This window comes from Pseudomonas sp. SDO5215_S409 (genome assembly GCF_054071325.1).
Map to the genome: position 1 here is coordinate 1 of NZ_JBSVWN010000008.1, position 11,921 is coordinate 11,921.

The following is an 11,921-nucleotide window of genomic DNA, read 5'->3' on the forward strand; positions in this document are numbered from 1 at the left end:
AGCCAGTCGGGAAACCTGACTTTTCGAAATACCGGACATACCCATGGCCTTGACCAATTCGTCCACCGAACGCGTCGAGACGCCTTGGATATAGGCCTCCTGGATGACAGCGGCCATGGCCTTCTCGGCGGTGCGTCGCGGCTCGAGGAAACCGGGAAAGTAGCTGCCCTGGCGCAGCTTGGGGATCTTCAGATCTACGTCGCCGGCGCGAGTTTGCCAGAGACGATCACGGTAGCCGTTACGGCTGTTTACTCGGTCAGGGCTTTTGACATCGAACCCCGCGCCGCAAAGGCTTTCGACATCGAACTCCATCATGCGCTGGGCAACGAACTGAATCATCTGCTTGAGCAGATCAGCGTCTGCCCCTTTCTCAACCAACTCGGTCAATGCGATAGTGGGCTTGGTCATCGTGGTTTCTCTGGTGAGTGTTTGGTCTTCGTAAACTCAACGTTAGCCAAGAACCATGATGACCAACCTCTTTCGCCCAAAGGGCGCCTTCGGTTGGTTCAGTTACACCACTTCCAGGGACACGATCCAGCGGGCGAGTGAGATTGGGCAACTATTACCGCATAACTGGCCAAGACCAGTATTGAGTTAACTCACGACGAAGGACAGATGATGCTTATCATATTTAGCGGCCTTCCAGGAACCGGAAAAACCACTATTGCCAAAGGGCTGGTCGATACGGTGGGCGCGTTCTACCTGCGGATCGATACTATTGAGCAGGCGATACGAAACTCTGGTGTACTTGCCCAAGGCGTAGGGCGCAGCGGTTACATGGTCGCTAATGAGCTTGCACTGAGTAATCTTGATCTAGGGCGCAACGTCGTCGTTGACTGTGTAAATCCAGTGATCGAAAGCCGAATGGCCTGGAGCGAAATCGCCTCAAGGGCTGGCGTTAGATTGATGAATGTTGAAGTGATTTGTTCGGATAAAAATGAACATCAGCGACGTGTAGAAACGAGATTGGGCGATATTCCCGGGCTGACTCCACCAACTTGGCAATCTGTGTTGGATCACGAATATGAAGCGTGGGCTGAAGCACCGTTTACGATAGACACAGCTGTGACTTTACCAGCTCAAGCCGTATCAATGCTCGCTGAACGCCTACTGACCGTTGTGTAGGGTGCGCTAAGTGCGATGCGGCAAGTTGTGATTGCGGGACGCTTACAAACCAGATACGGCTATGAGCGCTTGGCCGCTCGAACTGGCTGTTTGCCGGATCGCTGCGCAGTGGCAAGAGGGCGGCTGCAATCATGAGCCTGATCCAATCGGCGCGCATGAATGGGCATGATCCGTATGCCTATCTCAAGGATGTATTCACGCGCCTGCCGACGTTGGGGGCTAACCGCATAACGGAATTCCTCCCCCAGTGGTGGGCTCCGGCTTAAGGCGAGAGATAACGCAACTGGATCCTCGCAGTCGGATCAAACTTTACGTGCCATCAACAGCATGGAAGCAGCTGCGGACAACAAGCCCGCGCAACAGCGATTAAAAATCTTCTTACCTCTAGGCTGGGCGAGCCAGCGGCGCATGTGTAATCCGATATATGCGTAAACTCCGATGGCAATCCATTCTAGCCCGAGGAATAGCATTCCAAGCACAGTGAACTGGGAGCCGATATCCGCAGCCGGATCAACAAATTGCGGTAGAAAAGCGGTAAAAATCAGAATGGCTTTGGGATTACCTGCGGCAACGAAGAACTCCTGCCTTGCAAGCTCCCAGAGCCCGACCCGGGCGCCTTCTGACTCAACGTCTTGCTGCGGGGCAGCACGCCATAGCTGATATGCCAAGTAAAACAGGTACGCAGCACCGACTATTTTGATGCCATAGAAGACCAGTTCAGAGGTTTGCAGTACGACAGCCAGACCCGCCGAAGCGAGTGCAATCATGATCGCGAAGGCTAGCAAGCGACCAGCGCCTGCAATGCAGGAGATGCGAAGCCCGTACCGGGTTGCATTGCTAATAGACAGTAAATTGTTGGGGCCAGGCGCCATATTCAGCGCTAAACACGCGGGTAAGAATAACGCTAGCGTCGTAAGATCCATATACATCTCCAAACCTTTCTGCGGTTGATGGTAGAGCTTGAGCTTAAGATCCGCGACTTGGCGGGACGCTTACGGCTCCCCCGCAACGCGGGCCGGTCTACCGCCCAAAGAAAAGCCCCAGCGTTCGTGAGAACCCTGGGTTTTTGTCGCGTTCAGTTTGGATTGAGCACAGCCTGTGCGGCCCCCGACGTGTAGCGCTATCGTCGGGCAGGTCCGATTTTCTAGCCGTTTTTGGCGCGAAGCGACTGGGGTGCAGTTACCCCCATAAACAAACACCATCGCAGGCCAGCCACCTCCCCTTTCGAGTGGACTTGCCCGCGACGGGCCGCGTCAGGCCAGGCTTTTGCTGACCACTTCAAACACGTCGCTGGACAGTTCACCCGACGCGCGGATGCGCTCCAGTTCGCCCTTCATCAGCGCCTGCCGGGCGCTGTCGTATTTACGCCAGCGGGTCAGCGGCGCCAGTTGACGCGAGGCGATCTGTGGGTTGAACGCGTTCAACTCGATCACCAGGTCCGCCAAGAAGCGGTAGCCCGAACCGTCCGCCGCGTGGAAGTTGATCAGGTTCTGCCCGGCAAACGCGCCTACCACTGCGCGGACCTTGTTCGGGTTTTTGATGTTGAACGCCGGGTGTTGCATCAACGCCTTGACCCGCGCCAGGCCGCCGGGCAATACGCTGCCCGCCTGTACGCTGAACCACTGGTCCATCACCAGCGGGTTGTCCTTGAAGTTTTCGGCGAACACCGCCAAGGCTTTGGCCTTGTCTTCTTCGAACGGCGAATTCACCAACACCGCCAGCGCCGTCAACCGTTCGGTCATGTTGTCGCAGGTGTCGAATTGCGCGAGCGTCGCGGCCAGCACTTCAGGTTTGCCGCTGAGCATCAGGTACGACAGCGCGATGTTTTGCAGGGCGCGACGGGCGAAGTGTTCCGCTTCGGCCACGTACGGGGTGCGCTGCGACAGGTCACGGTTGGCCTGGTAACGCAGCCACAGGGCTTCATGCAGGTGGTCGGCCAATTGCTTGCGCGCGAATTCGCGGGCGGCGTGGATGGCGTCCACATCCGCCACTTCGCTGATTTCCGTGAGGTAGGCTTCGCTGGGCAGCGAGAGCATTTCGGCGACCATCGCCGGGTCCAGGCGCTCATCGCTCAACACGCTGCCTAGCGCGGTGACCAGGCGCTGATCCAATACCAGGGTTTCGCCCCGCTGGTGCTGACCGATCAATTCTTGCAGCACTTGCACCGACAATTGCTGGCCGGCATCCCAGCGGTTGAACCCGTCGCTGTCGTGCTGCATCAGGAACATCAACTGGTCGCGGTTGTAGGGAAAGCTCAGCTTCACTGGCGCCGAGAAGCCGCGCAGCAGCGAGGGCAGCGGTTGTTGTGCGATGCCTTCAAAGGTAAAGGTCTGCTCGGCCTCGGTCACCGAAATGACGCGGGAAGTAGCGCCCGCTGCTGCTTCACCGGCCAGGCGCAAGGCGATGCCGTTGCCCTGGGCGTCCAGCAGGCCCAGCGCCACCGGGATCACGAACGGGCGTTTTTCGGCTTTGTCTGGTGTTTGCGGGCAGCTCTGGCGGAACGTCAGGCTGTAGGTGTTCGCGGCGGCATCAAACGACTCGCTCACCGCCAACCGTGGCGTGCCCGCCTGGCTGTACCAGCGCTTGAACTGGCTGAGGTCGGCGCCGTTGGCGTCTTCCATGGCCTTGATGAAGTCGTCGCAGGTCACGGCCTGGCCGTCGTGGCGTTCGAAGTACAGGTCGCTGCCTTTACGAAAGCCTTCGGCGCCGAGCAAGGTGTGGATCATGCCGACCACTTCCGAGCCCTTTTCGTACACGGTGAGGGTGTAGAAGTTGGAGATCTCGATAAAGCTGTCCGGGCGTACCGCGTGGGCCATGGGGCCGGCGTCTTCAGCGAATTGGTGGGTACGCAGGTAGGCCACGTCCTGGATCCGCTTGACCGTGGCCGAGTTCATGTCGGCCGAGAAGCCCGAGTCGCGAAACACCGTGAAGCCTTCCTTGAGCGACAGCTGGAACCAGTCGCGGCAGGTCACGCGGTTGCCCGACCAGTTGTGGAAGTACTCGTGGGCCACGATGGCCTCGACCCGCTGGTGCGCGGCGTCGGTGGCGGTTTCGGCGCGGGCCAGCACGGCGCTGGAGTTGAAGATGTTCAGGCCCTTGTTTTCCATGGCGCCCATGTTGAAGTCGTTGACCGCCACGATCATGAAGATGTCCAGGTCGTACTCGCGGCCATAGGCTTCTTCGTCCCAGCGCATGGACTTTTTCAGGCTGTTCATGGCGTGCTGGCACTTGTCGATGTTTTCTGGCTCGACATAAATACGCAGCGCCACCGAGCGCTCGCTCATCGTGGTGAAGGTGTCTTCGACGCACCACAAGTCACCGGCCACCAGGGCGAACAGGTAGGCGGGTTTCTTGAACGGGTCTTCCCAGGTCGCCCAGTGCCGGCCGTCTTCGCCGGGGCCCGAGCCCACCGGGTTGCCGTTGGAGAGCAATACCGGGTACTTGTGCTGCTCGGCGATCACGGTGGTGGTGAAGGTGCTCATCACGTCCGGGCGGTCGAGGTAATAGGTGATCTTGCGAAAGCCTTCGGCCTCGCACTGGGTGCAGAACATGCCGCTGGACTTGTACAGGCCCTCCAGCGCGGTGTTGGTTTCGGGGTGGATGCGCACGCTGGTGTCGACCGTGAAGGTGTCACCGGTGGGGTGCAGGGTCAGGTGGCTGTCGGTCAACTGGTAGTCGGCGGCGCCCAGTACTTGGTCGCTCAGGCTGACGCTCAACAGTTCCAGTTGCTGCCCGTCCAGCACCAACGGCGGCAAACCGGCGCCGCGCGCGGGGTTGCGGCGCATCACCAGTTGCGCGTGGACCAGGCTGTGGTCCTCGAACAACTCGAAGGTCAGGTGCGTTTCTTCGATCAGGTAATCCGGCGCCTGATAGTCCTTGAGGTAAATCATCTTCGGTTGTTCGGTGCGCATGCGTGGGATCCTTCTACTGATGCACGGCCAGCTGGTAAGCCGTGTATTTACGAATATTGATAACGCCGGTGTCGAAGATCAGGTACTGGCCCTTGATGCCCAGCAGCGTGCCTTCGGCAATCGGGTTTTTGTCCAGGTTGAAGCTGACGATCTTGGTGGGGTACGCCTGGACCGGGTAGCGGATGTCGATAGGCTCGATATCCGTCACAGGCTGGATGGCCTGCAAGCCAAAACGCGCCTGCAAGCCCGTCAGCCCCTCGGCGCAGGTGGCGAACAGTTCGTCGCGCACCTGTTTCAAATCCACCGCCTGGGCGTCGCCCTTGAGCAGCGCGCGCCAGTTGGTCTTGTCGGCCACCTGGCTTCTGAACAGATCCTCGACAAACCCGGACTGCTGGCGCGTGGCAACACGCATGATCGGCAGCGCCTGGCTCGCGCCCTGGTCCAGCCAGCGCGTGGGCAACTGCGTGGCGCGGGTGATGCCGACCTTGATGCCCGACGAATTCGCCAGGTACACCACGTGGTCGGTCATGCAGAATTTTTCACCCCAGGCCGGCTCGCGGCAGGTGCCCGCGTCAAAGTGGCAACGCTCGGGGCTCATGATGCACAGGTCACACTGGGCCAGCTTGGTCATGCACGGGTAGCAGTAACCCTGGCTGAAGCTGGTCTTGGTCTTGCGGCCGCAATGGCTGCAATGGATCGCGCCCAGGTATTCCAGGCGCACGTGCGTGCCGATCAAGGGGTTGACCGGCACTTCGGTGTCGCCCAGGCGAAAGGCGTATTGAACGGTCGGCTCACCCAATTGCGCCGACATTTTGCTGACTGCACCCCGGCCGATCTCGATCAATGGATGGCATCCGACTTGAACAGGATGTTCGGCACCGGTGCCGATTTGGACGCGCATTCCTGCGGGCCCATGTAGCCGGTGCGCTGGTCTTCCGGCAGGTTCTGGATCTCCCAGGCGATGACCGCTTGCAACGACAGCTCGCGCTGTTCGGCGGTGAGTTTGCGGCCATCGGACCATTTGCCGATTTCCACGGCCAGCTTGAGGCTCTCGTAGATGTCGGGGGTGATGTTTTCGATCATTTCTGCAAACGATGACATGGGGGCAACCTCTGATAAATCTCGCGGATCACGCGAATGCGAGTATGACAACTCAATGCCGGGCATGACGCCGGCTCGTCAGAATTCCTTGGACAACTTGACCTGCGTCATTTCCTTTTCCAGCAACCGCCGGAAGATCTGCGGCGCGGCAAAGGTGTAGGCGGCAAAGGCCAACCAGGCGTAATCCACCATCTGCGCCGTTTGCGCATAGCCCTGGGTGGTCAAGGTGATGACGACCACACGGTAGACCACGAACATAAACAGCAGCAGGACGATCGCGCGGGTGGCGCTGCGCTCGTTCAGCCAGTTGTTGAACCGCCACCAGGCGCCCAGGAACACACTGCTGCGGGCTTTGACCGCCGTGAGCAGGTGCAGGGCCGAGGCGTTGGTGGCGTTTTCTTGCAGGGCCCAGATCGCGTGTTCGCGGGCGCCGCTGGTGTCGCCTTCACGCAGCAGCAAGTGGCCAAGCACCACCACCGCCCCCGCATTGCCCGGGTCGGCCTGCAAGGCCTGGCGCGCAAACTGGTAGGCCTGGTCCCAGTGCCCGCTGGCGCGATGAAACTGCGCCATGGCCACCAGGTTGGCGGCGTTGTCCGGCGCCAGTTCCAGGGCTTTCAACAGCGGCTCGCGGCTTTGTTCCAGGCGCCCGGTCAGCTGGTACAGGTCGGCCAGGCAGCGATGGTTGACCGGGTTGAGCGGCTCCATGTCCAGCAGCTGGGTCAGGTGTTCCTGGGCCAGCGCGAACTTGCGCAGGGCAATGGCCACCTGCGCCGCCGCGTAATGCGACAACGGCAACTGCGCGTCCGCTGCCAGGGCCAATTGCACCTCGCGCTTGGCGGCATGCACGCGGCGCATGTTCATCAGGCAGATCGCCAATAATGCATGGCCCTCGCCCGAATGAGGGTCGCTGGCCAGCAATTGGCGCAGCGCGTCGATCGCGCCGTCGTTATGGTCGGCCTGCAGACGCTGGTAGGCCAGTTGCAGCAAATACTCGGTATTCATCAGCTGACCACCAGATACCAGAGGGTGTAAGGCAACCACTTGACGACCGCGCCCTTGAGCACAAACCCGCCAATCAGCGCCAGAGGCAAACCAAAGCGGCTCAATTCACCGCCGTAGTACTGATAAATCTCGATGGTTTCGTTCTGCTGCATATACAGCAGGTAGCCGATGCTCAGCTTCCACACCACCAGCACCAACAGCGCGTATTGCACCTGGGCCTGGGATTGGATGACGCCTGAGCCCACCAGTTGGATCAGTCCATAACCGATCACCAGGCTGCCCACCAGCGCCACCGCCGCCAGTGTCCACTCCCGCACGCGTGTCGGGCTGCCCACGGCGATCGAGTTGAACATGAACCAGGGCAGGCCCAGCCAGGCGCCGCCAAGCATCAGGCCCAGCAACGGCCAAAACGGCGAAACTGCAAATTTTGCCCACGCACCCGGACGCGGTTCGTCCTCGATGCGGTACCCACCGTATTGCGCCATCAGCGGCCCTTCCCGTGTTTGTCGAGGAACGCCAGCACTTCGTCGTACTGGTTGCCTTCGTTGGCGTAGCGCGCGTAATTGCGCGCCGTGGTCAGCCACTCCAGGGTGGTCGCACGGACCTCTTTGAGCGCCTGCTTGAAATGACGGTCGCTGATAGGTTGCTCGGCGCCGTTCTCGATGGAGTCCTGGATAGCCTCGTCGGCGGCGGTTTCCACCAGCTCGCTGAGGTCGGCCCCGGAGAAGCCCGAGGTGTTCTTGGCCAGGAACGCGAAGTCGATGTCGGCCGTCATGGGCCGCTCGTTCATCATCATCTTCAGCATGCTTTCGCGGGCCGGACGATCCGGCGGCGGCACAAACAGCACGCGGTCAAACCGGCCGGGGCGACGGAAGGCCGAGTCTACCGACCAGGGCACGTTGGTCGCCGCCAGGATCAGCACGCCGTCGTTGTCGTTGGTAAAGCCGTCCATCTCCGACAGAAATTGGCTGACCAGCTTGGAGGACGTCGACTCGCGGGTGTTGGAACGCTTGCCGCCCAGCGCTTCAACCTCGTCAAAAAACATCACCGCCGGGGCCTTGGCCCGTGCCTCCTCGAACAGCGCATGCAGCTTGCGCTCGGACTCGCCGATGTACATGTCCAGTACATCGGAGATGGCGATGTTGAAAAACGTCGCGTTGCACTCCCCCGCCGTGGCGCGGGCCAGCAAGGTCTTGCCGCACCCCGGCGGGCCATACAGCAGCACGCCGCCGCCGACTTTCTTGCGAAAGCGCTGGAACAGGCCGGGCTTCTGGTACGGCAGGATGATCTTTTTGTGGATGGTCTTTTTCAGCTCATCCAGGCCGCCGATGTCGGCAAAGGTGACGGTTTCTTTTTCCGGCACCAACAGGCGCACCACTTCGCTCTTGTCGGTGTCGTCGTTGGAGATCACACGCAGGCGCGGGCGGCCCTCGGCGCCGGGAAAATCCACCACCGACACGCTCAAGCGGCGCCACAGCGCCAGGTCTTCCAGCGCAGGGTTGGCCTCCACCGCGGCGCGGTAGTGCACCTGGGCTTCTTTCAATTGGTCCAGTTCGGCCAGGGCACGGGCCTTGAGCAGGCGCGTCGCCGCGTCGCTGCCGTCGGCCAGTTGCAAGGCGCGTGCGGCGTCACCGCCTGCCAGGCACACCCGGGCGGCGGCCAGCTTGAGGGCCTGGGCGTCGGCCCATTGCTCAAGGTCGGCGGGCACCAGGTCAAGCCCGCGCGCGTGCTCGCCGCGCTCAAGGCTGGCGTCGAGCAACATTGTCAGCAGTGCGACGTTACCGGGGGCCGCCCTTAGCGCGGCCTCCAGCTGGTCGAACGTCGAATCATCCATGGTGCTTCCTCAAAAACAGGCTCATTTCAATACGTCGGCCGCTCGACATCCACCCACACAAACTTGTTCGGGTCCAGGCGGGTTTCCTGGTCCAGGCGGTAAGCCACCAGCTTGCCGTACAGCACCGCGCTGTAGTCCAGGCAGGCCAGGTTCGGGCGGATGGGCGCGGGTTGGCCACTGCGCCAGTAATGGCCGACGAACAGCAGGGGCTCGTCGATGCCATAGCGCAGCAGGGAGTTTTTTTGCGTGGCCGACAGCGGCGTGCGGGCCACCGGCTCAGGCAGCGCATCAGGCTGGAACACGATGTCGCCATAGGTCTTGGGGTCGTCTTCCCAGAACTTGGTGCGGAAAAACGAGCGGGTCAGGCCGTCGCCGCCGGTCAGGGTCAGGCCGTCCGGCAGGCGCATGTCGGTGCCGCGCAGCAGGCGGTCGAACGCATTGCTGGCAAAACTGCCCGGCACGGCGGCGGCCTGCACAAAGTGCGGGTCGATGCAGCCGTCCGGGAACGTGCCGCGCAAGGGCTCGATGAAACCGTTGTCCCAGCAGGCGTGCACCACGCGAAAACGCCCGGCGTCGACAAACAGCGGCATGTCGTAGAACCAGCCGAGGAAGTCATGCCAGTCACCCGGGTGGTGCTCGAACTGGGTCAGGGTTTCGTGGATCAGCCGCGCATGGCGCGGGGTGTGCTCGCGCACGAACTGCTTGCCGCTGCCTGGCGGCGCGGGCGTGGTCCAGCCCAGCGCGTTGAACTCATGGTTGCCCATGATGCACAGCGCCTGCCCGGCTTCGGTCATGTCATGCACGATGTGCAGCGCTTCGCGAATACGCGGGCCGCGGTCGATGATATCGCCGAGGAACACCGCCATTCGCGACGGATGACGCCACGTACCGCTTTGCTTGTGGTAGCCCATGCGGTCGAGCAGGTGCTCCAGCGTATGGGCGCAACCATGCACGTCGCCAATCAGGTCGTAGCTGCGCGCGGGATCGAGCATCAGTCGCCTCCACCCCCCAAGCGGCTGCCCCAGCCCAGCTTGGTGCGGCACACTTCGTAATAGTTGTGGTCCAGCGGGTGGATCAACCGCAGCTTCTGCGCCTTTTTGCTCACGGTGATGGTGTCACCGGGGGCGCAGGTGAAATGGTTCTGCCCGTCGCAGGAGACTTGCGGGTAGATCTGCATGTCTTTGGACACCACGATTTTCAGCTCACTGTTGCCATCCACCACAATCGGGCGACTGGACAGCATATGGGGGTACATCGGCACGATCACAATGGCGTCCAGCTTGGGGTGCATGATCGGGCCGCCCGCCGACAGCGCATAGGCGGTGGAGCCGGTGGGCGTGGCCACGATCAGGCCGTCGGCCTTCTGGCTGCACACGAACTGGCCGTCGATGTACAGCTCGAACTCGATCATGCGCGTCGACTTGCCGGGGTGCAGCACCACGTCGTTGAGGGCGTCGCCCTGGCCGATCGCCTCGCCATGGCGGCGCACTTCGGCTTGCAGCAAAAAGCGGTTCTCTACCAGGTAATGGCCGTCGAGCACCTTGGCCACTTCCACTTCCAGCTCGTCGGGGCGGATGTCGGTGAGGAACCCCAGGCTGCCCCGGTTGATCCCCAGCACCGGCACGTTGTGCCGCGCCAGGGCCCGGGCGGCGCCCAGCAAGCTGCCGTCGCCGCCCACCACAATCACCATGTCGCACACCTCGCCCAGCATCTTGCGTGACGAGGTTTGCAGGCCGTGGCCCGGGAGGATCTCGGCGATGGTGTCTTCGAGGATCACATGCAGGTGGCGCTCGAGCAGAAACGTTTTCAGCCGGCGGACGGTGTCCAGGACCTGCGTGCTGCCCAGGCGGCCAATAATGCCGATATTGCGAAATTGCTCCATGGGGCTCCTGCGGGGTTCGGGTTCTGGCCAAAAGCACGATTATGGGCGAAAGGCGGCGTTACACAAAATCCTTTGTCGCCCTGGCCCCCTGCTTAAAGGCTATGCTCGGACCATGACGCCCTTCCCTCACCTGCAAAACCTGCCCCGCCAGTTGCGCCACCCCGAAGTGCGCGACCTGGCCTGGGTGGTGCTCGCCCCGCCGATGCTGGCGCAAACGCCCTGGCCCCAGCGTCACCCGTTGGCCGGCAGTGACTGGGTGCACGCGCCGCACCGCCTGGAACAGTGGCTGTGGCAGCTGGACCAGGACAGCAGCGCCTTGCAGCACTGGCTGAGCCAGGCCCGCACGCGTCGCCTGGGGCTGTATTACGAGCGGTTGTGGCAGTTTGCCGTGCAACACGCACCGGGCGTGGAGCTGCTGGCGGCCAACCTGCCTATCCGCCAGGCCGGGCATACGCTGGGGGAACTGGACATGCTGCTGCGCGACCGCGACGGCGTGCACCACCTGGAACTGGCGATCAAGCTGTATTTGGGCCCCCAGGACGGGAACGGGCTGGACGCCGCGCAATGGCTGGGCCCGGGTTGCCACGACCGGCTGGACCGCAAGCTGGCGCACCTGGCCCAGCATCAGTTGCCCATCTCCGCCCGGCCAGAAAGCCGCGAGGCCTTGGCAGCGCTGAATATCGGCTCCTTCGATGCGCATTTATGGCTGGGCGGGTATTTGCTGTACCCCTGGCCCGGCGAAGCACAGGCACCGGCGGGCGCCCATGCACAGCACTTGCAGGGCCGCTGGCTGCATCAACGCGACTGGGCCCGCTTTGTCCGCCAGCGCCCCGGCGGGCGCTGGCAGCCCTTGCCCCGTCACGCCTGGCTGGCGCCTGCGCATTACCCGGCGGAGCAGGTCTGGGAAGCCGCGCACATGCAGGACTGGCTCGCGCAATTGGCGCCGATGGCCCCGGCGCAACTGCTGGTGCGCCTGGTCGAGAACGCCGACGGCGAATGGGAGGAAGCCGAACGCCTGTTTTTAGTGGCCGACCTTTGGCCCAATGTGCCGGGCACCGGCTGACAG

General features: G+C 62.1%; 12 protein-coding genes and 1 pseudogene. 3 read left to right on the forward strand and 10 right to left on the reverse strand.

Annotation, left to right across the window (positions count from 1 at the left end; translation table 11 throughout):
* Window positions 1-408 (reverse strand): transposase (locus ACW9H9_RS06325; protein WP_457342305.1); only part of this gene is annotated, 408 nt, incomplete at its 3' end.
* Window positions 409-618: 210 nt separating this feature from the next.
* On the opposite strand from ACW9H9_RS06325, the gene ACW9H9_RS06330 reads away from it, so the two are divergent.
* Window positions 619-1,125 (forward strand): AAA family ATPase, encoded by a 507-nt coding sequence (locus ACW9H9_RS06330; protein ID WP_457342306.1) that lies wholly within the window; start codon window positions 619-621, stop codon window positions 1,123-1,125.
* Window positions 1,126-1,190: 65 nt separating this feature from the next.
* Window positions 1,191-1,391, forward strand: a pseudogene (locus tag ACW9H9_RS06335) (transposase domain-containing protein); the annotation flags it as partial.
* Between the two features lie 36 nt (window positions 1,392-1,427).
* Here ACW9H9_RS06335 and ACW9H9_RS06340 read toward each other — a convergent pair.
* From ACW9H9_RS06340 to ACW9H9_RS06380, 9 genes are all read right to left on the reverse strand, one after another.
* Window positions 1,428-2,048 carry a LysE family translocator gene (locus tag ACW9H9_RS06340; protein ID WP_457342307.1) on the reverse strand — a complete coding sequence of 207 codons (621 nt, stop codon included), beginning with the start codon at window positions 2,046-2,048 and terminating at the stop codon, window positions 1,428-1,430.
* Window positions 2,049-2,378: 330 nt separating this feature from the next.
* A complete protein-coding gene (pepN, locus tag ACW9H9_RS06345) occupies window positions 2,379-5,036 on the reverse strand; it encodes an aminopeptidase N (protein ID WP_457342308.1) in 2,658 nt (885 codons plus the stop codon).
* A 13-nt stretch (window positions 5,037-5,049) separates the two neighbouring features.
* Window positions 5,050-5,880: a DUF2797 domain-containing protein gene (locus ACW9H9_RS06350; RefSeq protein ID WP_457342434.1), complete on the reverse strand. Its 831-nt coding sequence runs from the start codon at window positions 5,878-5,880 to the stop codon at window positions 5,050-5,052.
* Window positions 5,877-6,137, reverse strand: a complete 261-nt coding sequence (locus tag ACW9H9_RS06355; RefSeq protein WP_016972751.1) for a YeaC family protein — start codon at window positions 6,135-6,137, stop codon at window positions 5,877-5,879. The genes ACW9H9_RS06350 and ACW9H9_RS06355 overlap by 4 nt, the downstream gene beginning before the upstream one ends.
* Window positions 6,138-6,215: 78 nt before the next feature.
* Entirely contained in the window at window positions 6,216-7,139 is a 924-nt protein-coding gene (locus ACW9H9_RS06360) for a tetratricopeptide repeat protein (protein ID WP_457342309.1), read from the reverse strand.
* A complete protein-coding gene (locus ACW9H9_RS06365) occupies window positions 7,139-7,624 on the reverse strand; it encodes a hypothetical protein (protein ID WP_457342310.1) in 486 nt (161 codons plus the stop codon). Before ACW9H9_RS06365 ends, ACW9H9_RS06360 begins: the two co-directional genes overlap by 1 nt.
* Entirely contained in the window at window positions 7,624-8,973 is a 1,350-nt protein-coding gene (locus ACW9H9_RS06370; protein WP_457342311.1) for an AAA family ATPase, read from the reverse strand. The genes ACW9H9_RS06365 and ACW9H9_RS06370 overlap by 1 nt, the downstream gene beginning before the upstream one ends.
* Before the next feature lie 26 nt (window positions 8,974-8,999).
* Window positions 9,000-9,968, reverse strand: a complete 969-nt coding sequence (locus tag ACW9H9_RS06375; protein WP_457342435.1) for a metallophosphoesterase — start codon at window positions 9,966-9,968, stop codon at window positions 9,000-9,002.
* Entirely contained in the window at window positions 9,965-10,855 is an 891-nt protein-coding gene (locus ACW9H9_RS06380; protein WP_339531302.1) for an NAD(+) kinase, read from the reverse strand. Before ACW9H9_RS06380 ends, ACW9H9_RS06375 begins: the two co-directional genes overlap by 4 nt.
* Before the next feature lie 112 nt (window positions 10,856-10,967).
* Here ACW9H9_RS06380 and ACW9H9_RS06385 point away from each other — a divergent pair, with 112 nt between their 5' ends.
* Window positions 10,968-11,918: a DUF1853 family protein gene (locus ACW9H9_RS06385; protein WP_457342312.1), complete on the forward strand. Its 951-nt coding sequence runs from the start codon at window positions 10,968-10,970 to the stop codon at window positions 11,916-11,918.
* Window positions 11,919-11,921: the final 3 nt, after the last annotated feature.